This window comes from Paraburkholderia sp. C35, assembly GCF_003121405.1.
Taxonomy (GTDB): domain Bacteria; phylum Pseudomonadota; class Gammaproteobacteria; order Burkholderiales; family Burkholderiaceae; genus Paraburkholderia.
In genome coordinates this window covers 104660-127725 of sequence record NZ_QBUY01000012.1, presented here as the reverse complement: position 1 = coordinate 127725, position 23066 = coordinate 104660, and the positions used below count along the sequence as shown (strand labels likewise).

Annotated in this window: 20 protein-coding genes, 1 tRNA gene and 1 riboswitch; of the genes, 6 read left to right on the top strand and 15 right to left on the bottom strand. The window is 63.2% G+C overall.

Going from position 1 to position 23066, the window contains the following annotated elements; translation table 11 throughout:
* Positions 1-30 precede the first annotated feature (30 nt).
* From DK391_RS10890 to DK391_RS10835, 12 genes are read right to left on the bottom strand one after another with little or no spacing between them, the layout of a single operon-like run.
* Positions 31-1212 (bottom strand): beta-ketoacyl-[acyl-carrier-protein] synthase family protein, encoded by a 1182-nt coding sequence (locus DK391_RS10890; RefSeq protein WP_109478009.1) that lies wholly within the window; start codon positions 1210-1212, stop codon positions 31-33.
* The gene (locus tag DK391_RS10885; RefSeq protein ID WP_109478008.1) at positions 1209-3614 is read right to left on the bottom strand and encodes an MMPL family transporter; all 2406 of its coding nucleotides are present in this window, start codon (positions 3612-3614) and stop codon (positions 1209-1211) included. Before DK391_RS10885 ends, DK391_RS10890 begins: the two co-directional genes overlap by 4 nt.
* A complete protein-coding gene (locus DK391_RS10880; RefSeq protein WP_109478007.1) occupies positions 3614-4285 on the bottom strand; it encodes an outer membrane lipoprotein carrier protein LolA in 672 nt (223 codons plus the stop codon). The genes DK391_RS10885 and DK391_RS10880 overlap by 1 nt, the downstream gene beginning before the upstream one ends.
* Complete coding sequence (locus DK391_RS10875; RefSeq protein ID WP_109478006.1) at positions 4273-4710, bottom strand: thioesterase family protein; 438 nt, start codon at positions 4708-4710, stop codon at positions 4273-4275. The genes DK391_RS10880 and DK391_RS10875 overlap by 13 nt, the downstream gene beginning before the upstream one ends.
* A complete protein-coding gene (locus DK391_RS10870) occupies positions 4707-6296 on the bottom strand; it encodes an aromatic amino acid ammonia-lyase (protein ID WP_109478005.1) in 1590 nt (529 codons plus the stop codon). Before DK391_RS10870 ends, DK391_RS10875 begins: the two co-directional genes overlap by 4 nt.
* Entirely contained in the window at positions 6283-8046 is a 1764-nt protein-coding gene (locus tag DK391_RS10865) for a glycosyltransferase family 2 protein (protein ID WP_109478004.1), read from the bottom strand. The genes DK391_RS10870 and DK391_RS10865 overlap by 14 nt, the downstream gene beginning before the upstream one ends.
* Positions 8043-9731 (bottom strand): AMP-binding protein, encoded by a 1689-nt coding sequence (locus DK391_RS10860; protein ID WP_109478003.1) that lies wholly within the window; start codon positions 9729-9731, stop codon positions 8043-8045. Before DK391_RS10860 ends, DK391_RS10865 begins: the two co-directional genes overlap by 4 nt.
* Positions 9728-10411 carry a hypothetical protein gene (locus DK391_RS10855; protein WP_109478002.1) on the bottom strand — a complete coding sequence of 228 codons (684 nt, stop codon included), beginning with the start codon at positions 10409-10411 and terminating at the stop codon, positions 9728-9730. Before DK391_RS10855 ends, DK391_RS10860 begins: the two co-directional genes overlap by 4 nt.
* Positions 10411-10662, bottom strand: a complete 252-nt coding sequence (locus tag DK391_RS10850) for an acyl carrier protein (protein WP_007578129.1) — start codon at positions 10660-10662, stop codon at positions 10411-10413. The genes DK391_RS10855 and DK391_RS10850 overlap by 1 nt, the downstream gene beginning before the upstream one ends.
* 2 nt (positions 10663-10664) lie before the next feature.
* Positions 10665-10964, bottom strand: coding sequence for a phosphopantetheine-binding protein (locus tag DK391_RS10845; protein WP_109478001.1), 300 nt, complete (start codon positions 10962-10964; stop codon positions 10665-10667).
* On the bottom strand, positions 10945-11739 hold the full coding sequence (locus tag DK391_RS10840; protein ID WP_109478000.1) for a lysophospholipid acyltransferase family protein: 795 nt from the start codon (positions 11737-11739) through the stop codon (positions 10945-10947). Before DK391_RS10840 ends, DK391_RS10845 begins: the two co-directional genes overlap by 20 nt.
* Positions 11723-12427, bottom strand: coding sequence for a beta-ketoacyl synthase chain length factor (locus tag DK391_RS10835; RefSeq protein WP_109477999.1), 705 nt, complete (start codon positions 12425-12427; stop codon positions 11723-11725). The genes DK391_RS10840 and DK391_RS10835 overlap by 17 nt, the downstream gene beginning before the upstream one ends.
* A 518-nt stretch (positions 12428-12945) precedes the next feature.
* A riboswitch (yybP-ykoY riboswitch) is annotated at positions 12946-13123 on the top strand.
* 54 nt (positions 13124-13177) lie between these two features.
* On the opposite strand from DK391_RS10835, the gene DK391_RS10830 reads away from it, so the two are divergent.
* Entirely contained in the window at positions 13178-13750 is a 573-nt protein-coding gene (locus tag DK391_RS10830; RefSeq protein WP_109477998.1) for a TMEM165/GDT1 family protein, read from the top strand.
* Positions 13751-13886: 136 nt separating this feature from the next.
* Here DK391_RS10830 and DK391_RS10825 read toward each other — a convergent pair whose 3' ends face one another.
* Entirely contained in the window at positions 13887-14591 is a 705-nt protein-coding gene (locus tag DK391_RS10825) for a DUF4136 domain-containing protein (protein ID WP_109477997.1), read from the bottom strand.
* Positions 14592-14782: 191 nt separating this feature from the next.
* On the opposite strand from DK391_RS10825, the gene pepN reads away from it, so the two are divergent.
* The 4 genes from pepN (at position 14783) to DK391_RS10800 (ending at position 19527) form a co-directional block, all read left to right on the top strand.
* Positions 14783-17485: an aminopeptidase N gene (pepN, locus tag DK391_RS10820; protein WP_109477996.1), complete on the top strand. Its 2703-nt coding sequence runs from the start codon at positions 14783-14785 to the stop codon at positions 17483-17485.
* 302 nt (positions 17486-17787) lie between these two features.
* Complete coding sequence (locus DK391_RS10810; RefSeq protein WP_109477995.1) at positions 17788-18225, top strand: HigA family addiction module antitoxin; 438 nt, start codon at positions 17788-17790, stop codon at positions 18223-18225.
* A 126-nt stretch (positions 18226-18351) separates the two neighbouring features.
* Positions 18352-19368 carry a class 1 fructose-bisphosphatase gene (locus tag DK391_RS10805; RefSeq protein WP_109477994.1) on the top strand — a complete coding sequence of 339 codons (1017 nt, stop codon included), beginning with the start codon at positions 18352-18354 and terminating at the stop codon, positions 19366-19368.
* Positions 19369-19451: 83 nt separating this feature from the next.
* Positions 19452-19527, top strand: a tRNA-Thr gene (locus DK391_RS10800).
* Between the two features lie 133 nt (positions 19528-19660).
* Here DK391_RS10800 and DK391_RS10795 read toward each other — a convergent pair.
* Together DK391_RS10795 and DK391_RS10790 are read right to left on the bottom strand one after the other, a co-directional pair.
* Complete coding sequence (locus DK391_RS10795; RefSeq protein WP_109477993.1) at positions 19661-20800, bottom strand: acyl-CoA dehydrogenase family protein; 1140 nt, start codon at positions 20798-20800, stop codon at positions 19661-19663.
* Positions 20793-22031, bottom strand: a complete 1239-nt coding sequence (locus DK391_RS10790; protein ID WP_109477992.1) for a CoA transferase — start codon at positions 22029-22031, stop codon at positions 20793-20795. Before DK391_RS10790 ends, DK391_RS10795 begins: the two co-directional genes overlap by 8 nt.
* A 93-nt stretch (positions 22032-22124) precedes the next feature.
* Between DK391_RS10790 and DK391_RS10785 the strand changes: the two genes are divergently transcribed.
* The gene (locus tag DK391_RS10785; protein WP_109477991.1) at positions 22125-23060 is read left to right on the top strand and encodes a LysR family transcriptional regulator; all 936 of its coding nucleotides are present in this window, start codon (positions 22125-22127) and stop codon (positions 23058-23060) included.
* Positions 23061-23066: the final 6 nt, after the last annotated feature.

The following is a 23066-nucleotide window of genomic DNA, read 5'->3' as shown; positions in this document are numbered from 1 at the left end:
GTTATGTTTTTTGCTGTGCGTCTGTGCGGTTCAGCGCGCCAGTATCAGGCTGACGTTGCTGCCGCCGAACGCGAATGAATTGCTCATCACGTATTGCGCGCCGCTGCGTGGAATGCGCCGCATGTCCTGCACGAGATCGAGCGCGGGTAACGCCGGGTCGGCTTCGCCATCCCATTGATGACGCGGCATCGATACGTCGTCGCGCGCCAGCATCAGCCATGCGAAGCCCAGTTCCGTTGCGCCTGCCGCGCCGAGTTGATGCCCCGTCAACGGCTTCGTGCCGCTCACGGGCACGCCGTCGGCGAACACGCGCGACATCAGCCGCGCTTCCATGTCGTCGTTCTTGCGCGTGGCCGTCGCGTGCAGATTCACATAGGCGATGGACGAAGGCTCGACGCCCGCGTCCTTCAACGCCGCGCGCAAGGCCAGTTCGCCGCCCACACCTTGCGGGTCCGGCGCGGACACATGATGCGCATCGCTCGATTCACCCGCGCCTGCGAGCCGCACTTCCGCTTCGTCGCGCGTCATCAGGAACACCGTGGCGCCCTCGCCGACATTGATGCCGTTGCGATTGCGGCTCATCGGATTGGTGCGCGTCACGCTGGTCGATTCGAGTGACGCGAAGCCCTGCACCGTCAACTCGCACAACGTATCGACACCGCCGACGATCATCGCGTCGCACACGCCCAGTTGCAGCAAGCGACGCGCCGACACAAACGCTTTCGCGCTCGACGTGCACGCCGTCGAAATCGTGAACGCCGGTCCTTGCACATTCAGCGCGGCAGCGGCGAACGGTGCAGCCGTGCCGATCTCCATCTGTCGATAGTTGAAGTCTTCAGGCAGATCACCCGCTTGTGCCTGATGAACGAACGCGACTTCGGCCGCATCGATGCCCGACGTGCTCGTGCCGAGCACGACACCAATCCGATGCGAGCCGAAACGCTCGCGCGCCGCTTCGATGTCAGGGCGAATCTGTTCGAGCGCCGCCAGCAGCATGCGGTTGTTGCGGCAATCGAAGCGCTTGAGCGCGGCGGGCGGCGCAATATCGAGCGGCGTCGCCACGCGGCCGACGAACTGATCGCCGATCCCCGTGTGCATCAGCCCCATGCCGGGCGATTGCGCGGCTTCGAGCGCGGGAACGATCGACGGCACATCGCCGCCGAGCGCATTGACCATGCCGAGCGCATGCAGATAAACAGGTGGCAGCGTCATGCGGCTCTCCTTCTTCCAGTCGGCATACCCATCGGCGCAAGCAGCACCGACACGAGAATGCCGAGCGCCAGCGTGGCGCCAAAACTTTTCAATGCGGGCATTGCGCTCAGGCCCAACATGCCGAACGACAGCAGCGTCGTCGCCGCCGATAGCAGCACGCCAGTCCACACCGCGCCGAGATCGGCCTGATCGCGTAGACACCCTTCGCGCAGAAACACCGCATAGTTTGCGCCGACGCCGAGCACCAGCATCAGCGCGAGACAGTTGAACAGATTGAGCGGCACGCGCGCGTAGCCGAATGCCGCCAGCGTCACGCCGATTGCGAGCAGCACGGGCAACGTGGTCGCGATGCCGCCTCGCGGCGTGTAGCGCACCATCAGCAGGATCAGCACCAGCGCGAGCGCGCCCGCGAGCCAGATGCCGCTGTCGATGCGATAGGCGCCGAACAGCTTCGACACGCTCGCGGCCTTGTCGACGAATACGACGCCTTCTGTCGAGTGTGCGATGTCGATCAACGCCGCGACGTTTTGCGGCGTCACGCGTTGTGGAATGACGATGGCGGCGTAGCCGTGCTCGCCACGCGCATCGACGGCGCCGAGCCAGAGATGCCGATACGGCTGCGACCACGATGCAGCGAGCCAGTGCTCGATCGTCAAAGGCGCCTTGCCAGATTTTGCGTACGAAGCGAGCCACGCATCGGCGACTTCATCGCGAAAGCCCGCTTGCAGCAGCAACGAACGTAACGCGGCGGGATCGTTGAATACATGCTGCGCGAGCACGTTGCGCGCATCGGCCTGACGTTGCGCCGACGGCACGAACTGCGTGACCGATTGCCAGCCATTCACCGCTTGCGCGCCCGTCAATGCATCGAGCTTCGTGCCGAGCGTTTCCGCGCGCTGCAACACGCTTTCCTGCGACGTGCCGCGCACCACGAAGAATTGCGCCGTGTTATCGACACCAATCGCATTGCGCACCTGATCTTCCTGTGCGACGAGTACCGGATCGCGCTGGATCAACAGATGAATATCGTCATCGCTGGTGAGGCGCAGCCAGCCAGGGATCGCGACCAGCACGAGCAGGCCCGCGACGATCCACGCGCGCCGTCCGCCGATCGTTGCATGCCAGCGCGCCAGCAGCGTCGCTGCGCGCAGGAACAGACGCCGTTGCGCATGCTTCGGCCCTTTGACCAGCAGCACAGGCAGCAGCCACAGCACCGACGCAAACGCGGTACAGATACCGACGATCGCAAAGCACGCAATCTGCTTGAGCGCCGGGAACGGCACCCAAGCGAGGATCGCGTAGCCGAGCAGACTCGTCGCCAGTGCGACGCCGAGCGCGGGCCGTACCGAACGCGCGCCCTGCCGCGCATTCCAGCCACGCTGCGAACCCAGATAGACGACGAAGTACTGAATCGAATAATCGACGGCCTCGCCGATCAGGCTCGCGCCGAACACCAGCGTCAGCAGATGCAGCTTGCCGAACACGAGCATCGTGGCCGCGAGCGCGCAGACGATACCGAGCGCGGTCGATATGAAGCCGAACAGCAGCAGACGCGGCGACCGGAACACCCACAGCATCAGCAGCGCAATGCCGCACGCCGACGCCACGCCGATCAGATGCACCTCGCGTTCGGATGCACTGCGCGCCGATTCTGCATAGAAAACAGCGCCCGTGCGCGCGACGCTGGCATCGGGATAGCTCGCCTTGAGCGATGCTTCCGCCTGCGCAGCCGCTGACAGCACCGCGCGCTGCGTCTGCGATTCATACGCGGAGCCGGGCAACGTCGTGACGACGAGCACGCTGGTGTTGTCGCCATGATGCGCGACCAGCATGTTGTCTTCGAGATCGAGATTCGACGTCGCGAGCGGCAAACCGCTCAGGAAATGTTCGAGCCAGCCGAACGGATCGTCGGCGAGTTGGGTGGCGAGCGGACCACGCACCGGGTTGTAGATGCGCTGCATCAACGCATCGTGCAGTGACGCGGTGTTATTCGCGATCGCGTCGCGGTCGTCGCGCGTCAACAGGCCGAAGCGATACGGCATGTACAGGCCGCCGATCTGCGACATGTCGAACGGCGGCAACTCCGCCGTCACCGAGGCGAACGCGCCGCTTTTCTGCAACGCTGCGCCGAACTGTTTCGCCGCCGCTTTGGCGCGTTCATCGTCCTTGCCGGTGATCAGAAACACCGTGCGGTCGCCAAGCGCGTTGGCGAGCGTATCGACGGCCTTTTCGGCGACAGGGTCGGCTTCCGTCGCGGGCAGCAGCGCGAGCAGGTTGGTCTCCAGCGGCGAAGGACCCATGAAACGGAACACGACATACAGTGAAGCGACGAGCGCGAGCACGAGCCATGCGGCCCGGATGCCCCACAACTGCGTCTTGGTCCACTGTCGCGCCATGAGCATTATTGTGCTCCTAGCAGCGTGCGCTCATCGGGCGCGAGGTCGCTGATCGCTTCGCTTTTCGCGAACTCGATCTGCGTGACGTCGCCATCGGCCAGCGTGATGCGCAGCGTTTGCAGGAATTCGCCGCCTGTCATCTGCAAGCCTTTGATCGACTGCGCGAGCTGCGGCTGGTTCGGCTTGAGTTCCAGCTTCCATTGCGACGGCGTGCCTTGTGCATCCACGTCGAACTGCGAATAGAGCGCGGACAGATCGCCGCCGAGCATTGCGCGCATCATCTTCGAGACCTGCGCGATGCCGCGCACGCCCTGCGCGCTTTTCGTGTTGACGCGCTTGCCGTTTGCATCGACTTCGCTGACGCCTGCGTCGGTGATCACGTAGGCCGCCTTGTAAGGCGTATCGACGCGCCAGATGATGCCGCGCTCGCGGAAGAACACCAACGCGCCTGTGCTCACCAGCGGCTGCTTCATTGCGGACAGCGTCTGCGTCTGCGTGAATTGCGCGCGCACGCCTTTGGTCTGCGCGAGACGCGACGCGACCTGCGAAACCAGAGCGGGGTTGCCGTTCTGCTGTTGAGCCTGCGTTTGCGCGGCGGCCTGTGCGCTTGCAAATGGCACCATGCTCGTTGCCAGCAAAGCAGCCGTTAAAATCACACGCGAGATCAACGTGCCCATGCGCGCTCCAGTTTTTCGAACACGACAGGAGGCGACACGAACTGCGTTTCCTGCGTGGCGGCCTCGATCGCGACCTGGATCGTGTAACCCTTGGTCAGCCGCGTCCCCGTCGCGCAATCGACGATCTGATAGCCTATTTTCAGGCGATTTTCGTATTCGAGCAGTTCGGTGCGCACATCGATCTTCTGCCCATACGTAGCAGGCCGCACGTACTTCAGATGCGCCTCGACGATCGGCCACAGATAACCCGACGCCTGCATCTCGCGATAGTCGTAATCAAATGCACGCAGCAATGCAGCGCGGCCAATCTCGAAGTACTTCAGATAATGGCCGTGCCAGCAGACGTTCATCGCATCGACATCATGAAACGGCACTTCGACGATCGCACTCGCCTTCAGCGTCTTGTGTGGATGGCGCTCATTCATGACGCGCCTCCTTCCACCAGCGCACAATCGGCGATACGCGCCGTCAACGCGCGCAGATCCCTTTCCAGCGCGCGGTCTTCATCGACGAAGGGCGACAGCGCGGCTACTTCCTGTGCGAATTCGCGCAGCGGTTCGGGCACGAGCGTCGCCTCGTTGATGCGCAGACGCAGTTTCAGCGCCTGCACGGTCGCGAGCGTATGCGCAGCCGCCACCTGCTCCGTCAGTTCGAGCACGCGCAGGCAATCGCGCGCGGCGATCGTGCCCATGCTGACCTTGTCCTGATTGTGTGCTTCCGTCGAACGCGAGAACACGCTCGCGGGCATCGTGTGCTTGAGCGCTTCCGCCGTCCATGCCGACGACGAAATCTGCACCGCCTTGAAGCCGTGATTGATCGGCGCGCGCGCCGACGTCGCGCCCGTCAGGTTGCGCGGCAAGCCGTTGTTGAACTTGTCGTCGACGATCAGCGCAAGCTGACGGTCCATCAGATCGGCGAGATTCGCGACGGCGGTTTTCAGTGCGTCCATCGCGAAAGCGATATGGCCGCCGTAGAAGTTGCCGCCGTGCAGCACACGCTCGCCGTCCGGATCGATCAAGGGATTGTCGTTCGCGCTGTTCAGTTCGTTTTCGACATCGCGACGCACCCACGACAACGCATCGACAGCCACGCCGATCACATGCGGCGCGCAGCGGATCGAATAACGATCCTGCAAGCGATGGCCCGGCGTATCGTCGCGGCCAATGAGGTCTGCGCGAATCCATGCGGCGGCTTCCGCTTGTCCTGCGTGTGGCTTCGCTTCGAAGATCATCGCGTCGAAGTGCGCAGCGCGGCCATCGAGTGCAATCGTCGACAACGCCGTCAGACGCGCGGTTAAACGTGCGAGATGCTCAGCGCGTGCAAACGCGAGACAAGCAAGACCGGTCATGACGGCCGTGCCGTTCATCAGCGCGAGACCTTCTTTCGGCGCAAGCGTCAGCGGCGTGTGGCCGAGTTGCGCCCACACGCCTGCGGCATCGCGTAGCGTGCCGTCGAACATCACCTCGCGCTCGCCGACGAGCGCCGCCGCCACATACGAAAGCGGCGTGAGATCGCCGCTCGCACCAACCGAGCCTTCCGACGGAATGCGCGGCAGCACGCGATGATTGATCAGATCGGCGAGCCGTTCGAGCAGCACGGGACGCACGCCCGAAAAGCCATATGCCAATGAGTTCAAACGCGCGGCAATCACGGCGAGCGCCTGCGCATCGTCGAGATACGCGCCCATGCCACAGCCGTGATAACGCGTGAGTTGCAGCGGCAAGGCTTCGACGAGTTCCATCGGCACATCGACGACGCAAGCGTCGCCATAACCCGTGTTCACGCCATACACCGTTTCGCCTGCCGCGAGATGGCGGCGCAGAAAATCCGCGCCGCGCTGGATACGCGAGCGCCATGCGGGATCACCGCTCAGCGCGACAGTCGCGCGCCCGTTCGCAATCGCGACGACCTCTTCGATCGACAGCTTGCGCCCGCCGATCACCACCGCGCACGGTTTGCCCGCGTGCGCGGCATGCGCGTGCGCATCGTCGATCAGATCATGTTCCGACATTCGCGTCTCCGTGTGGGATACCACCCGTTATCGTCTTTCGGGGACGCGCCCAGAAATCGAAAAAATTGAACCATTGATACGGTGCCGTGCGGCAATAGTGTTCGAGCCGCGACGCGTAGCGCTGCGCCCACGCTGCAATGTGCTGCGCGCGTTCGCGGCGCGGCAGATCGATGCGCTCGGCAAACGGCTCGAAATACAGGCGATAACGCTCGCGCTTGCGCTCGTCGCGCTCTTTCAGGCAGAAGAACAGATACACCGGGCAGCCGAGCGCATGCGCGAGCACATAGGGCCCTTGCGCAAACGGTGCCGTCGCGCCGAGGAACTGCGCGTCCGTCGTGCGGCCCGAATCGTGCGCAGGCACGCGGTCGCCGACGATCACCAGCAACTCGCCCGCGTCGATGCGTTCCTGCATCATCATCGAGGTTTCCGGCCCGAAGTCGCTGACCTGCACGAGACGCTTCGCGAACTCGCTGTTTGCCGTCGAGAGCACGCTGTTGAAGCGCTTCGCGTGCTCGGTGTAGACGATGGCCGTGACCTTCGCGTGGCCGCCGTTCGCGGCGAGCGCGCGCGTCATTTCGAGGTTGCCCAGATGCGCGCCGATCACCAGTGCGCCGCGGCCGCTCGCAACGAGGGCATCGAATGCGGACGAGTCGTCGAAGACCACATCGCCGGAATCGATGCGGCCCGACCAGGCGGCGAGCTTGTCGAGACCCGATTGCGCGAACGCGAGCATATGCCGGTATGCGGAGCGCCAGCCCGGACGCGGTGTGCTGTCATCCGGCGCAGCCTGCTTGAGATGCGTGAAGTATGTGCGCGACGCGGCGCGCGCATCGCGGCCCGTCAGCAGAAAATATCCCACAATCGGATGCAGCCATAGCGCGGTAAAACGCATGCCGAACAGCTTGCAACTGAGCGCGAGCAACGTCATGCCGAGACGGCTGCCGCGTTCGGCCACACGCCACCACTTCGCGTTATCCGCACCCTCGATCGACGACTTGCGCGGCATGAACTTGTGGGCAAGCAGCATCGGCAAACGCAACAACATGCCGCATACCAGACGCGTATGGCTCGCGCTGATGCGCACGTTGTCCCACAGCACGTCGAAGTGCGACACGCCATCCGTCGCGTACACGACGCGCGTCGGAATCGCGCGGAACGCGAGACGACGCCAGTACAATCGCACGAGAATCTCGATGTCGAAGTCCATGCGCGTCGGCAGTTGCACGCTGTCGATCAGCGCGCAGGCGGCGTCGAGCGGATAGAGACGAAAGCCGCACATCGAATCGCGGATCGTCAGCGACAGCGTTTCGATCCACACCCACACATGCGTCAGATAGCGTCCATAGAGACGCGACTTCGGCACACTCTCGTCATACACAGGGCGACCGAGAATGACCGCGCCTGGCTCGGCGCGCGCGGCATCGAGAAACAACGGCACGTCGTTGGCATCGTGCTGGCCGTCTGCATCGATCTGCAGCGCGTGCGTGTAGCCCGCCTGTTTTGCGGCACGCAGACCCGCCATCACGGCTGCGCCCTTGCCGCCGTTGACGGGCAGACGCAGCAACGTCATCTGCTCGCGATGCTGGCCGGCGAGCTTCGCGAGCACCGCTTGCGTCGCGTCATCGCTGCCGTCATCGACGACGAAAATGGGAAGGCCATGCACCGAAAGACGCTCGACCGTTCCGCCGATCGCGTCCTTGTGGTTATAGATCGGAATGACGATGCACGGGTTGAAACCTGCGTCGCTCATGCGCGCTCCCGATACACGATCACGCCCGACGAACTGTCGCGGCCATCGACGCGAAACGCAAACTGCACGCGCCGCCGCGTGGCATCGTGCGACAGCTTCAGGTCGAGCACGGCGCCCGGCATCACAGGTGCCGTGAACTTCAGTCGATCCACAGATTCGATGTCGCGCACACCCGTCACATGCTCGGCGGCGAGACGGATCGCCCAGTCGAGTTGCACGACACCGGGCAGAATCGGCAGACCGGGAAAGTGGCCTTCGAAATGCGCGAGCGTCGGCGGTACGCGCAGTTCGTAATGCAGGTCGTCGCCGCTGCGCGCTTCCGAAAGCAGTTCGAAGCCCTCGCTTCGTGGCTCGAACGCGGCGGCCACGTTGGCGACGGGCAGCTTGCCGCGTGCGTCGAAAGGCAGCGCGATACGAAAGCGCCAGTGACGCGGCAATACCACCACATCGAAATATGCGGCGAGGTGGCGGCGCAAGGTCTTCGCGAGCGCGACCCGTCCATCGTTGCGCAGCGCTGCGCTTCCCGCTTCGTTCAGTGCGACCACCGCGCCGACACGTTCACGCGATGCACCCGCGAGCGGCACCACCGCCGACTGCGCGACATACGGATGCAGCGCGAGCCGCGCTTCCACTTCGGGCAAAGACACGCGCTTGCCGTCGAGTTTGATCACGCGGTCGAGGCGTCCTTGCAGACGGAAGCGGCCATCGTCATCGAAGGCGATGGCGTCGTCGGTGCGATGCCAGTCGTCGTGACCGAGATGCGGCGAGCGCACGTTCAGCGCGCCGTCTTCGCCGCGCCGCACGTCGACGCCGTTGAGCGGTCGCCATGCCGACGTCTCGTTCTGCCGACGCCATGCAATGCCGCCCGTCTCCGTGCTGCCATAGATTTCGATCGGCGCGCTTCCGAAAGCGTTGGCGTATTCATCAGCCGCCTCGGCGGACAACGGTCCACCCGAAGAGAAAAACGCACGCGGCACAGGCGTCAACGACGCAAAACCGGGCAGCGCAGGCCAGCGCGACAACTGCGCGGGCGTCGACACGACGACAGCCGCGCCGCATCGCCCGATGCGCGACTGCACATGCTGCGGCTCGATACACACGGCGCGATCGAATGCACGTCCTGCCGCCAGCGGCCACATCACGCGAAACAGCAAACCGTAGATGTGATGATGCGGCACGCTCGCGAGCACCGTCGCATCGCCAACGAGTTCACCCCACTCGCGCTCCAGCGTATGCACTTCGGCATCGAACTGCGCGAGCGTCTTGTGGATCGGCTTCGGCGTGCCGCTGCTGCCCGATGTGTAGAGCGTGAGCGGCGCGTCGGTATCGATCGTCATCGATGTCGCGGCGCTTGCAGGTGTTGCGGCGTAGGCGCGGACGTCGGCGTCGGTGAGCACGGCGTCGTAAGCATCGGCGAGATCGGCGAGATAGCCCGGCGTCGCGTTAGCCGGGATCACAGGCGTCTTGCCGCACGCGAACAGCGCGAACAACGCGCAGGCAAAGTCGAACGGATCGTCGATACACAGTGCGTAACGGCGCGCCTTCGCTTCGCGCAAATGCAGTGCGATGGCGAACACGCGCTCACGAAACGCGGCGAAATCGATCGTCTGATCGGCTTCGTCGTCGCAGCAAACGGGCACGTGTCCAGCGCGGCTGCACGACAGCAACGCGTGCAGCGCGATCATGCCGCCTCCGAGCGCCGCACGCGCGGCAGGATCACGAGGTAGCGCCACGCGATCTCGCCCACCAGCAGCAAGCCGATCAGGCCATACGCAATCGCGCCGTTATAGAGCGACCACGCTTCACGCGGCCAGTACAGCGCGGTGTAAAGAGAGAACACGCCATTCGCGAGAAAGAACCCGCACCAGATCTGCGTGACGCGACGCGTGTGGCGAATGGCCGGCTCGCTCAGATCGGGCGTGCCGATACGCGCGAACTTTTCGATCATCGTCGGGCCGCGCACGAGTGTCGCGCCGAACGCGATCAGCAAACCGAGATTCACCAGTGACGGATAGATGCGCAGCAACAGTTCGCTATTGGTCCACACGATAGCGGCCGAAGCGACGCTCAGCATGAACGCCACCGCCCAGTCGACGCGCGTGAGCTTGCGCAGCGACGCGCCGAACGCACCCGTGCCGGCGCAGCGCTGCAGCCACAGCAGCGCGAACAGCAGACAGCCAACGAAGCGCGGCTCGTCCCAGAACCACGCGCACAGGATCACGGCGGGATAGGCGAGCTTGGCAATCACGCCGAGCGCGAAACCCGCCCAGCTGCGCGGACGTTCGTCTGCGCTGTCGGCTTGTGTTGCGCGAGGCGCCTGAGCGTTGTCCGAAGCGCCGTGCGCGTGCGAACGTTGCGGCTGCATCAGCCCTGCGCCGCGAGCAGCGATTCGACTGCGGCGATCACGTCGCCAACCGTGCGCACCGACTTGAACTCCTCCGGCTTGATCCGGCGGCCTGTCATCTCCTGAAGCTTGATCGCGAGATCGACGGCGTCGATGCTGTCCAGATCGAGTTCTTCGAACAGATGCGCTTCGGGCGTCACGCGTTCAGGCTCGATCGCGAAGTTCTCTTTAAAGATCGCGCGAATACGCTCAAGGATCTCGGTGTCGGTCACGGTCATTCCCCTTTCTTTGTTGTATCGCCCGATTCATGCGCAAGCTCGCGCTGGCTCGCCACCAGCGCCGCAAGCGTATTGATCGAGCGGAAGTGCTCTCGCGTGCGGTCGTCGTTCGCCGCGATCGTCAGTTGATAGTGTTTTCGCAGCACGATGCCGATCTCGAGCGCGTCGATCGAATCGAGGCCGACGCCGTCCGTATCGAACAACGGTGCATCGTCGTCGATGTCGGCGGGCGTCAGGTCTTCCAGATCGAGTGCTTCGATCAGAAGCTGTTTGATTTCAAGCTTTAAAGAATCCATAGTCGAACAGGTGCTGTGTGATGTGTGCTTCGATGGCGCTCGTCACTGTGCGGGCAGCCAGCGCGGGCGGTTCGTCGTGCGCCGCCAGCGCGTCCGCGCCGAGCGGTTCGAGCACGTTGACGCGCATGCGGAACGCGCGTTCCGGCACGTTGTACCAGCGCATGCCTTTGGTGAAAGCGGGCGGGTCGCAGTCCATCAGGACGGGCAAAATCGGCGCGCCGGACTTCAGCGCCATATGCGCGAAACCGCGCGAGAAAGCGTGCATCCGGTTGCGCGCCGGGCTGCGCGTGCCTTCCGGAAAAATGATCATCGTGTAGCCACGTTCAAGCTGTCGCGCGCCGGCTTCGACGAGTTCGAGCGGGTCGGCATTGCTCACGTATTCCGCTGCGCGCACCACACCCCATAAGAACGGGTTGCCCCAGTGCGCGCTCTTCACCACGCAGCACGCGCGCGGCGTCAATGACAGCAGCACCATCACGTCGAGCCACGTCGGATGATTCGCGACGACGATGGCGGGTTCATTGCGCTTGCGGCGCAGCGCGGCAATGCCGTGCGCGTCGAGTTCCATTACGCCGACCCACTGCAGCACGGCGACCAGTGCGCGAAAGAACGCGTGGATGATGGCCGTGATCGCCAGTTGCTTCGTCGCGCGATGCGGCCACAGCCAGGCGAGCGGAAACAGGATCAGCGAAAAGCCGAGTCCGCAGATGCCGAACGCAGTGAACGCAAGCGCCGTTGCGATCAGGCGCCAGTGGTAATCAAGCCACGCCTTCATGCCAGCTCCATTCCCAGACCGCCGATTCGCCGCGCCATTGCGCAGCCGCGTGTGTGTCGAGGCAGTGATGCACAGCCTGACTCTGGGTTGCAAAGAGAGTGCCCGATCCTTCGTGCGTGGTGTCTGCGGCAACCACGGCCGTGCGCGCACACGACAGGTGACCCGTCGGCGCTTCGTCGAACAGGATCGCGACTGCGCCGCCCTGCACTTCCTCTTCGATCGTGCCGTAGGCAGGATCGGCGGGTTCGTCGGCATAGACGAGCAGAACCGGCGTGGATGAATCGGTCGCGTATTGCGCGTGCGCTTCGAGCAACGCATAGCCAAGCGTTTCGGCGCCGGCAGACAGCGCGCTGGCAGCCGTGCGGTCGCCGCGCGAAATGCCGAACACGCCCGTCATCGCATTGAGCACGGACAGACTGAACGAAGTGGGCGAGACCGGCTCGCCGGCGCTGATGTTGCGCAAAATATCCGTAGTACGGCGCAGTTCGCCGTGCCGCGACGCGAACGCGATCCGGACATTGGGCCGGTCAGCGGCGCAGTCGTGCGCGACCTTCAGCGCGATCCGCGACAGCGTGCTCAGGCGACGCCGCACCATCGGCTCGATAAAGCCAATGTCGGGTGCGACGGCTGCGGCGGCAGGCCAGGAAGACCAGCGAGCAACCGGAATGGTCCAGTGCAGATCGGGCATATCGGTGTTCGCGCGTGAAGGCTAAGGGCTGTTGACGCCAGAGGCGCTCTTGCCTTCTACGGCTGTTAAGCGCGCTACTCGGAGCGAGGTGCGGCGCCAGTTCGGTGAGTCCACTCTTGTTTTAAGGATTCACCCAAATAACGGCACGCAGCGGTGATTATTTAGGGGCGGGACGCCAAAACGGGCTTTCGTCTGGTCATTACCACGGCCGCCCAAAATGATACAGACGATTTTGGCTGAAATCAGCCAGAAAAGACGTATCCATCTGTATCCGTCTCTTGCATGCGACGACCCGCTTGCCCGGCTCCGCCCTCTTTGCCTGACGGGCCTTGGCAGGCGCGCCGCCGCCCTCGCGCGCCGGGCTTTTGTTACGTCCCGCGTTCCGTTGGCCAGGTACGACGAATCCGTAAAAAAACGATTATCTCGCCCCGTTTTGCAATGACATGCTGTAAGTCGGGAAAACGCGATCGTAAGTCACACGTAAACTGCGTTTTTTGCGCAAACTTGCGTGCTATACTCCGCCGCTCATTGGGGAGTAGCCGCCCCGCTTCATGCCCGCGCAACGGCCATCGGCCGGCAAGCGCAGCGTGCGTGATTCGCGGGGGCGACTGTCAACAGACTTGGCCTGACCGGCCATGGCAGTCGCAGCCTCTGGCCTGGCGAGACCGATGATCCACACCCGCCGTTGTTGGGCCCGGCGCGTCGTGGATCGTCGCTCGCACACATCTCGGCCCGGGGAATCTATCAAACGTGGAACAAGCCTTTCTGATATCGACCGGCGCGGTCGCGCTCGCTGAAATCGGCGACAAGACGCAACTGCTGTCGCTCGTCCTCGCGGCGCGCTATCGCAAGCCGCTCCCGATCATTCTCGGCGTACTGGTCGCGACGCTCGTCAACCATGCGGGCGCCGGCGCGCTCGGCGCGTGGCTCGGCTCGCTGCTCACGCCGACCGTGATGCGCTGGGCGCTGGCGGCATCGTTTATCGGCATGGGCTTGTGGATTCTCGTGCCCGACAAGCTCGACGACGAAGAAGCGAACACCAGCCGCACGCATCTCGGCGTATTCGGCGCCACCGTGGTCACCTTCTTTCTCGCCGAAATGGGCGACAAGACACAGATCGCCACCGTGGCGCTCGCCGCGCGCTTCCACGAGTTCTTCGGTGTCGTCGCGGGCACGACGCTCGGCATGATGATCGCCAACGTGCCGGCGATCCTGCTCGGCGACCGCTTTGCGCACAAACTGCCGACGAAGCTCGTGCACGGGATCGCCGCGGTGATGTTCGTGGTGCTCGGCGCGATGGCAGTGATGGGCATCGGCATCTGACGGTGCACTGGGGCATTTGACAATCGCTGCGGATCGATACACCGCACGGAAAAACGGCCGCATCGCTTTCACGATGCGGCCGTTTTTCCTTTGCTTATCCGCGACTTGCGACACCGCTCCGGGCACGCTTACTGAATTACTGAACCGTCTTGGCGCCCGAAGCCGGTTCCGGCGGCGCGGCGCTGCCCGCCGCCATCTCGTTCGACACGCCGCCCTTGCCGTCGACGGGCAGCTTCACGGTGCGCACAACGCCGTTGCCCATCGGGAAGTCGGACATCGCGCTGCGCGCCAGATACGGCATGGCAGCAATCAGCGACGACTGCTCGTCCGTGTTGCGCGCCGTCACGTTATACAGCTCCTTGCCTGTCGCACGATCCGTAATGCGGATCCCCAGCAGATGCGTGAACACAGGATAGCTCTGGTTCACATAGCCGCCCGAATACGGACCCCACGGTCCCCAGGGGCCCCACGGATCGAACGGACGGCCCCAGTAGTACGGACCGGGCCACGCACTGTAGTAGTAAACAGGCTGCGACACCGTTACGGTATCCGAACGCATGCCATAAGCGAGCGCGACCAGGTAGTGCGCCTGGCGCTCGTCGGCCTGACGGAATGCATGCGTGGCGAGTTCGTTCGCCACGATCTGCTCGTAGGTGGCCTGTTCGAGACTGTTCTTCTGGTCACCCGTGCGCGAGAACGCGTAAGTGCGCGTCGCGTCGCTGCCGCTCCAGTCGGAAAAGGCCGTCACCTGCGTCGTCACATACGACGTGCAGCCAGCCAGCAGCGTGGCAACCGCCGCGAGCACGAGTGCGGCCTGGCGGGTCAATCGGTCGAGCTTCATGGTCTTCCTCGTTGGTATCGTCGCTCGCGCTTGCCGCGCGTGCGGCCCGATAATACGCTGACTGGTCGGGACGGTAAAAAGTTCTCTCCGCACGATCGGCCGAGGCTTTGTACAATGGTCCGATCCCCGGCGCGCCGTCCCCCAGTATGTCTATAACGCGCCGGCTTCGAGCTTATTCCCGACACGAGACCATGGCCGATACCGAAACGCCTCAAGTGATCCGCCGCGCCGACTATGCGCCGCCCGCCTTTCTCATCGATACCGTCGCACTCGAGTTCGATCTCGTCCCCGAGCGCACGGTCGTCAGGAATACGATGCGCATTCGTCGCAACCCCGACGCCGTGCGCGCCACCCATCTCGAACTGATGGGCGAGGCACTGGAATTCGTCGAGGCAGCCATCGACGGCAAGCCCTATGCCAGCGTCCATGCGCACGAGCACGGCCTCACCGTCGACAATGTGCCCGATTCGTTCGAACTGACCTTGACGGGCATCACCAACGCCGCCGCGAACACGACGCTGTCGGGCCTGTATGTGTCGAGCGGCAACTTCTTTACGCAGTGCGAAGCCGAGGGCTTCCGCCGCATCACGTGGTTCCTCGATCGCCCCGACGTGATGTCCACGTACACCGTGACGCTGCGCGCCGACAAGGCCGCGTACCCGGTGCTGCTGTCCAACGGCAATCTGCTCGAAGAAGGCGATCTGCCTGACGGCCGCCACTTCGCGCGCTGGGAAGATCCGTTCAGGAAGCCGAGCTATCTGTTCGCGCTGGTCGCGGGCAAGCTGGTCGCGCTGGAAGAGCGCGTGAAGACGGGTTCGGGCAAGGAAAAGCTGCTGCAGGTCTGGGTCGAGCCGCACGATCTCGACAAGACGCGCCACGCGATGGATTCGCTGATCAACTCGATCCGCTGGGACGAGGAACGCTTTGGCCTCGAACTCGATCTGGACCGCTTCATGATCGTCGCCGTGAGCGACTTCAACATGGGCGCGATGGAGAACAAGGGCCTCAATATCTTCAACACGAAGTACGTGCTGGCCAATCCCGAGACGGCGACGGATACCGACTTCTCGAACATCGAGGCCGTGGTCGGCCACGAATACTTCCATAACTGGACAGGCAACCGCGTCACCTGCCGCGACTGGTTCCAGTTGAGCCTGAAAGAAGGCCTGACCGTGTTCCGCGACCAGGAGGTTTCCGCGGACATGGCGAGCGGCGGCAGTTCAGTTGACGACCAGGCGTCCCGCGCGACCAAGCGTATCGAAGACGTGCGCGTGCTGCGCCAGATGCAGTTCGCCGAAGACGCCGGCCCGATGGCGCATCCGGTGCGCCCGGAAAGCTACGTCGAAATCAACAACTTCTACACGATGACCGTCTATGAGAAGGGTTCGGAAGTCGTGCGGATGTATCAGACGCTGTTCGGACGCGACGGCTTCCGGCGCGGGATGGATCTGTATTTCAAGCGCCACGACGGCCAGGCCGTAACGTGCGACGACTTCCGTCACGCGATGGCCGACGCCAATGGCCGCGACCTCGCGCAATACGAGCGCTGGTACAGCCAGGCAGGCACGCCGCGCGTCACCGTCGATACCCACTATGACGCCGCGCAAAAACGCTACACCGTCAAGCTCACGCAGGGCTACGGCGATGGATCGGCGGCGGCGCGTGAAACGCAGAAAGGTCCGCTGCTGATTCCGTTTGCCATTGGCCTGATCGGCGAAGACGGCGCCGACCTGCCGCTGCGTCTCGAAGGCGAGGCTGCCGCTTCGCCGCAGACCACGCGCGTGCTCGAATTCACGGAGAAGGAACAGAGCTTCACCTTCGTCGATGTCGCTGAGAAGCCGCTGCCGTCGCTGCTGCGCAATTTCTCGTCGCCGGTTGTGGTCGAGTACGACTACACAGCCGATGAACTCGCCTTCCTGCTCGCGCACGACAGCGATCCGTTCAACCGCTGGGAAGCCGGCCAGCGTCTCGCGACGCGCGAACTGCTGACGCTCGCCGAATATGCCGCAACAGGCAAGGCGCTGGAACTGGACGACACCGTCGTCGCCGCGTTCGGCCGGGTGCTGACGGACGAGTCGCTCTCGCCGGCCTTCCGCGAACTGGCGCTGATGCTGCCGTCGGAGGCCTATCTCGCCGAGCAGATGGACGAGTCGAATCCTGCCGCCGTGCACAGTGCGCGCCAGTTCGTGCGCAAGCGTCTGGCATCGGCGCTCAAGGGCGACTGGCTCGCGATCTACGAACGGCATCAGACGCCGGGCGAATATGAGCCGACACCTGCAGCAGGCGGCCATCGCGCGCTGAAGAATCTGGCGCTCGCCTATCTCGCCGAACTGCAAGATCCGGTCGATGCCGTGCGACTCGCAAAGGCCCAGTACGCCGCGGCCAACAACATGACGGCTCGCGCGGCGGCGCTGTCGGCATTGCTAACGGCGGCGGCATCGAACGGCGGCGCGGCGGCGGCCGAAGCACTCGACGACTTCTATCGCCGCTTTGAGAACGAGCCGCTCGTGATCGACAAGTGGTTCGCGCTGCAAGCCATGCAACGCGGCGCGAAGCAGCGGCCCGTGATCGAGATCGTGCGCAAGCTGATGACGCATCCCGCCTTCAACCTGAAGAACCCGAACCGCGCACGTTCGCTGATCTTCAGCTTCTGCTCGGCGAATCCGGCGCAGTTCCACGCGCAGGACGGCTCGGGCTATGCGTTCTGGGCCGAACAGGTGATCGCACTCGACGCGCTCAACCCGCAGGTTGCTGCGCGTCTTGCGCGGGCGCTGGAACTGTGGCGCCGCTTCACGCCGGCGTTGCGCGACCAGATGCGCGCCGCGCTGGAGAAGGTCGCGACGCAGGCGAAATCGCGCGATGTGCGTGAAATCGTCGAGAAGGCGTTGGCCTGATAGCTGACGGTTCGTCGATGTATGAAAAAGCCGGCACGTGTGCCGGCTTTTTTTCGTCTGCTGCGTGCGATGGCATTTGTCCTATGCCGCATTGCCGACTGTTGTCACGCCCGCTTCGAGATCACACTGAACGTGTTCATTTAATAGTTTACGTTTAACATGACGCGTTATACACTCCCCGTGATCTCTTCATTCAACGACAAAGAAACAGCGGCCGTCTTCCAGGGCGTGTTCGTGCAACATCAACGGCGACGCGCTCAATGTCGAGATCGTCGACTATCACTGAATCACGGGAGACCCGCATGGTCATCAAACGCGCCGAACTCGACAACATCGACTTCTCCGAGGTTTCCAGCGGCGAACGCATGTCCGAAACCACGCCTGGCGACGTCCTGCGCAGCGAGTTCATGGAACCGCTCGGCCTGTCGGCCAACGCACTGTCGATCAAGCTGCGCGTGCCGGCGCCGCGCATCAACGACATCGTGCGCGGCAAGCGGGCCATCTCGTCGGAAACCGCGCTGCGACTGGCACGTTTTTTTCGCAATAGCGCGCACTTCTGGCTCAATCTGCAGATCGCCTATGACTTGCGGGTTGCCATTGCCGAATCGGGCGAACAGATCGAGCGCGAAATCGAGCCGCTGCCACCGTCGCGCCGGCTGAAGCCTTCTCAACTGCCGCGTGCGCAGTCGAAAGCCGCCGAAGACGCAGCGGCAGCAACACGCCGAACAGCCTCGCGTTGACGGTATTTAGCCGAGCCGATTCCGCAACGGGTGGCGTGGGCGCAACCGCCGATTTTTTAAAGTCACGGAACCCCCACATCGAAAGGTTAAAATCAGGGAATTCCCAAGCCTCTCCGGAGTACTGCAATGTCTTTGCAACGTCGTACCACTCTCACGAAGTATCTGATCGAGCAGCAGCGCGAAAACAATAATCTGCCTGCCGATCTGCGCCTGCTGATCGAAGTCGTCGCGCGCGCGTGCAAGGCCATCAGCTATCACGTCAGCAAGGGCGCGCTCGGCGATGCGCTCGGCACGGCCGGCAGCGAGAACGTGCAGGGCGAAGTGCAGAAGAAGCTCGACATCCTGTCGAACGAAATCCTCCTCGAAGCCAACGAATGGGGCGGCAACCTGGCCGGCATGGCATCGGAAGAGATGGAACAGTTCTTCCCGATCCCGGCAAACTATCCGAAGGGCGAATACCTGCTGGTGTTCGATCCGCTCGACGGCTCGTCGAATATCGACGTCAACGTGTCGATCGGCACGATCTTCTCGGTGCTGCGCTGCCCGGACGGCCAGCAGCCCACAGAGCAGTCGTTCCTGCAAAAGGGCACGCAGCAGGTCGCCGCAGGTTATGCCGTGTACGGTCCGCAAACGGTGCTCGTGCTGACCACGGGCAACGGCGTCAACTGCTTCACGCTCGACCGCGAACTGGGTTCGTGGGTGCTCACGCAGAGCGACATGCGCATTCCCGTCGAAACGCGCGAATATGCGATCAACGCGTCTAACCAGCGTCACTGGTTCGATCCCGTGCAGCAGTACATCGGCGAACTGAACGCTGGCAAGGACGGTCCTCGCCAGTCCGACTTCAACATGCGCTGGATCGCATCGATGGTCGCGGATGTGCATCGTATCCTGAACCGCGGCGGCATCTTCATGTATCCCGCCGACAAGCGCGATCCGTCGAAGCCCGGCAAGTTGCGCCTGATGTACGAAGCAAACCCGATGGCGTTCATCGTCGAACAGGCGGGCGGCGCGGCAACCAATGGCGAGAAGCGCATCCTCGACATCCAGCCGAAGAGCCTGCATGAGCGTGTCGCCGTGTTCCTCGGCTCGAAGAACGAAGTCGATCGCGTGACCCGCTATCATCTCGAAAAGAAAAGTTGAGAAAAGTACTTGCAACGCTCTAACGAGCATTCTATAATCTTGCTTCTTCGTTGCTGACGAATAAAAACGAAAGCAACAACGGAGCCGGAATAGCTCAGACGGTAGAGCAGCGCATTCGTAATGCGAAGGTCGGGGGTTCGATTCCTCTTTCCGGCACCAGCAGAATCAAACAAAAAGCCCAGTCCTCGTGACTGGGCTTTTTGTTTTGGTTCGCCGAATTGAAAGACGTATATCGATGCACGTAATACGTTGCGTTGTCATCGCAAGCTGTCGCTAGCAAAGCTCACGCTCCTCACCCCAAAACCGTCCGCGCGATCACCGTTCGCTGAATCTCGGACGATCCTTCGTAGATGCGCAGAATGCGTGCATCGCGCATGTAACGCTCCAGCGGCATCTCACGCGTGAAGCCGTATCCGCCATGCATCTGCAACGCGGCATCGGTGACGAACGCAACCATCTCCGATGCATACAGCTTAGCCATCGACGCATCCTGCGTGAACGGCTCGCCCGCCGCGCGTCTCGCCGCTGCCTGCAAGGTCAGCAGCCAGGACGCTTCGAGCCGCGTTTTCATATCGGCGATTGTCCATTGCAAGCCTTGTCGCGCTGCCAGCGGTTCGCCACCAACCTGCCGCTCCTTCAGCCAGCCAGTTGCCGCCGTCAGCGCCGCCTCCGCGATGCCGATAGCCGTTGCGGCCACATCTAGCCGACTATTGTCGAGCACCTTCATCGCAGTACGAAAACCACTGCCTTCCGCGCCGAGTCGATTCGTAGCCGGTACGAAACAGTCGAGCGCCACTTCGTGCGCAGGCGCACCGCGAATGCCCATCAGTTTTTCGGCGGGCGCGACCTCGACACCGGGCGTGTTCCTGTCGACCACGAACGCGCTGATTCCACGCGTGCCGGCTTCGGGATCGGTCTTCGCATACACGACGATGAACCCCGCCGCATCCGCGTTCGAGATGAAGTGTTTGACGCCCGTGAGCCGGTAGCCATCACCTTCGCGAGTGGCACGCGTCGCCATGTCGGCGGGATTGGAGCCTGCGCGCGGTTCGGTCAGCGCGAAAGCGCCGAGCTTTGCGCCGCTCGCGGCTTCAGGCAGATAGCGATCGCGTAACGCATCGTCGCCGCCGATCAGAATCGAATCGGTGGCAAGGTAGTGCGCGCCGATCATCGACGACGTCGATGCGCAAGCCTTCGCGATCTCCACCAGCGACAGCACGATCGCCACCGCCGACGCCTCGGCGCCGCCCCATCGTTCGGGCAGATTCATGCCCATCACACCGAGTTCAGCAAGTTGCGCGACATAGTGCGTGGTGGACACTTCATCGCGATCGATTTGCGCGGCGTGCGGTGCCAGTTCGCTCTGCGCGAAGCGCGAGATTGCATCGGCGATTTCGAGGTCGCTGTCTTCGACGCCCAGTCGCTTACGCATGGTCGCGCTCCTTAGTAGCCACATTGATAGCCTCGGCGCCAAACGCGCCACGTTCGCGTAACACGGCAATGTCTTCGGCGTCGTAACCAAGCTGCTGTAACAGCGCGTCGGCGTGTTCGCCAAGCGCAGGTGCAGACTGCACACAATTGCTCGCATAGGCGGAAAACTTCACGGGCTGCGACGGCACACGCGTCGTCGGTTTTGCATCGCGCTTCACCTCGGTCAGCACCGCGCGATGCGCGGCATGCTCGCTTTCCAGCGCTTGCTGGAGATTGCGAATCGGCGCAACGGGAACACCGGCTGCGCCAAGCGCGCAATTGACTTCATCGACACTCAGCGTCGACGACCATGCCTCGATTGTTTCGCGCAATGCGGACTCGTGCTGGCAGCGCGATGCATCGCTGGCAAAACGCGCATCGTCGATGAGATACGGCGCACCGATTGCATGCGCAAACGCCGCAAAGAGTTTGTTGTTCAGCACCGCGACCACGTAAAACCCATCGGCCGCGCGAAACGCGCCGAACGGCGCCGACGACGGATGCCGGTTACCCACGCGGCGCGGCGCGATGCCCGTCGCCGCGTAGCGCGCGACCAGCGTTGCACTCAGGCCGAGCGTGGCATCGAACATCGACACATCGACGTGCGTGCCCTTGCCGCTCTTCTCTCTCGCAAGCAATGCAGCGAGCACGCCCCACGACGCAAACAGCCCGCTGACCACATCCGACACCGACTCGCCGATCATCGTGGGCGGCCCGTCGGGCGAACCCGTTGCATCCATCAGCCCGCACATGGCCTGCAAAATGATGTCGTACGCGGGACGATGCGATTCCGGCCCGGTCTGCCCGAAACCCGACACGCTCGCATACACGAGCGACGGGTTCGCAACACTCAGTTCCGCGTAACCGATGCCCAGTTTGCCGGCGACGCCCGGCCGGAAATTCTCGACCACGACATCGGCGTCTACGCACAGCGCGCGCGCCAGTTCGCGCCCCGCTTCCGTCTTCAGATCGAGCACGATGCTGCGCTTGTTGCGGTTCATCGCGGCGAACAGTCCGCTCTCGCCGTCCGCATTGAACGGGCCGACGGCGCGGTAATCGTCGCCGGAAGGCGGTTCGATCTTGATCACGTCGGCGCCGAGATCGCCGAGCAGCGCCGCGCAATAGGGTCCCGCCAGCACACGCGAGAAGTCGATCACGCGCAGCCCTTCGAGCGGCAGATTCGAATGTTGCATCGTTCGCTCCTGTCATGAGTGATGCAACGATTCTGGGCGGGACAGGCTATCAAGTAAAATATGGAATCAAACTAGCACCTATAGGATTTTCTGATGCGTGTCTCGTTGCGGCTTCTGCGTTATTTCACGGCGGCGGCCGAAACGGGCAGCACCACGGCGGCCGCGAAGCTGCTGAACGTGTCGCAGCCGTCCATATCGGTGGCGATACGCGAACTCGAAGCGTTGTTCGACGACACGCTGTTCACCCGCGAGTCCGGTACGAAGATGACCTTGACCCGCTTCGGCGTACGCAAGCTCGCGGAAGCGCATCAATTGCTGAACGCCGCGGCATCCTTCGAAGCCGACGACGGCGGCAATGCCACCACGGGCGAAGTGCAGATCGGCGTGTTCAGCACGATCGCCCCCGTCTATCTGCCCGTGCTGCTGCAGATCGCGCGCACACGTTTTCCGGATCTGTCGATACGCTTCATCGAAGGCGACCTGATGCAACTCGAGGATGCACTGCGCAGCAGCCGCATCGAACTTGCGTTGATGTACGACGTCGGCCTGCCTGCCGACATCGAACGCGAATGTCTGGCAGAACTCAGGCCCTACGCATTGGTGCCGGCGGCATCGAAGCTAGCGAAGAAAGCGGGCAAGGTATCGCTGCACGATCTCGCGAAAGAACCGCTCATCCTGATCGATCTGCCGCACAGCCGCGAGTTTCTGATGGCACCGTTCTGGCAATGCGGACTCGCGCCCGAAGTGCGTTATCGCGCGACCTCGCTGGCACTCGTGCGCGGCATGGTGGCGAATGGACTGGGCGTGTCGCTGCTGATCACGCAAGGCGATCAGACAGCTGCAGCCGATGCTGTCGAGCGTCCGATCCGCGAAGAGACGATTCGCCAACCATTGGTGATTGCGCGGCCCGCGCGCGCATCGCGGACCAAGGCCTCGGAACTGGTCGCGCAATGCATGCGCGACGCAGTCGATCAGGCGCTGGCCAGACGTGCCGGGCGAACCTCACGCACAGGACGCCCGCGTACGTAACGTGAA

Excerpts from the sequence above, each read along its gene's own strand:
- DK391_RS10890 (WP_109478009.1), bottom strand. The coding sequence starts at position 1,212 with ATGACGCTGCCACCTGTTTATCTGCATGCGCTCGGCATGGTCAATGCG.
- pepN (WP_109477996.1), top strand. The coding sequence starts at position 14,783 with ATGGCCGATACCGAAACGCCTCAAGTGATCCGCCGCGCCGACTATGCG.
- DK391_RS10835 (WP_109477999.1), bottom strand. The coding sequence starts at position 12,427 with ATGCCCGATCTGCACTGGACCATTCCGGTTGCTCGCTGGTCTTCCTGG.
- DK391_RS10805 (WP_109477994.1), top strand. The coding sequence starts at position 18,352 with ATGTCTTTGCAACGTCGTACCACTCTCACGAAGTATCTGATCGAGCAG.
- DK391_RS10860 (WP_109478003.1), bottom strand. The coding sequence starts at position 9,731 with ATGATCGCGCTGCACGCGTTGCTGTCGTGCAGCCGCGCTGGACACGTG.
- DK391_RS10810 (WP_109477995.1), top strand. The coding sequence starts at position 17,788 with ATGGTCATCAAACGCGCCGAACTCGACAACATCGACTTCTCCGAGGTT.
- DK391_RS10880 (WP_109478007.1), bottom strand. The coding sequence starts at position 4,285 with ATGGGCACGTTGATCTCGCGTGTGATTTTAACGGCTGCTTTGCTGGCA.
- DK391_RS10785 (WP_109477991.1), top strand. The coding sequence starts at position 22,125 with ATGCGTGTCTCGTTGCGGCTTCTGCGTTATTTCACGGCGGCGGCCGAA.
- DK391_RS10795 (WP_109477993.1), bottom strand. The coding sequence starts at position 20,800 with ATGCGTAAGCGACTGGGCGTCGAAGACAGCGACCTCGAAATCGCCGAT.
- DK391_RS10825 (WP_109477997.1), bottom strand. The coding sequence starts at position 14,591 with ATGAAGCTCGACCGATTGACCCGCCAGGCCGCACTCGTGCTCGCGGCG.
- DK391_RS10855 (WP_109478002.1), bottom strand. The coding sequence starts at position 10,411 with ATGCAGCCGCAACGTTCGCACGCGCACGGCGCTTCGGACAACGCTCAG.
- DK391_RS10840 (WP_109478000.1), bottom strand. The coding sequence starts at position 11,739 with ATGAAGGCGTGGCTTGATTACCACTGGCGCCTGATCGCAACGGCGCTT.
- DK391_RS10845 (WP_109478001.1), bottom strand. The coding sequence starts at position 10,964 with ATGGATTCTTTAAAGCTTGAAATCAAACAGCTTCTGATCGAAGCACTC.
- DK391_RS10790 (WP_109477992.1), bottom strand. The coding sequence starts at position 22,031 with ATGCAACATTCGAATCTGCCGCTCGAAGGGCTGCGCGTGATCGACTTC.
- DK391_RS10865 (WP_109478004.1), bottom strand. The coding sequence starts at position 8,046 with ATGAGCGACGCAGGTTTCAACCCGTGCATCGTCATTCCGATCTATAAC.
- DK391_RS10885 (WP_109478008.1), bottom strand. The coding sequence starts at position 3,614 with ATGCTCATGGCGCGACAGTGGACCAAGACGCAGTTGTGGGGCATCCGG.
- DK391_RS10870 (WP_109478005.1), bottom strand. The coding sequence starts at position 6,296 with ATGTCGGAACATGATCTGATCGACGATGCGCACGCGCATGCCGCGCAC.
- DK391_RS10875 (WP_109478006.1), bottom strand. The coding sequence starts at position 4,710 with ATGAATGAGCGCCATCCACACAAGACGCTGAAGGCGAGTGCGATCGTC.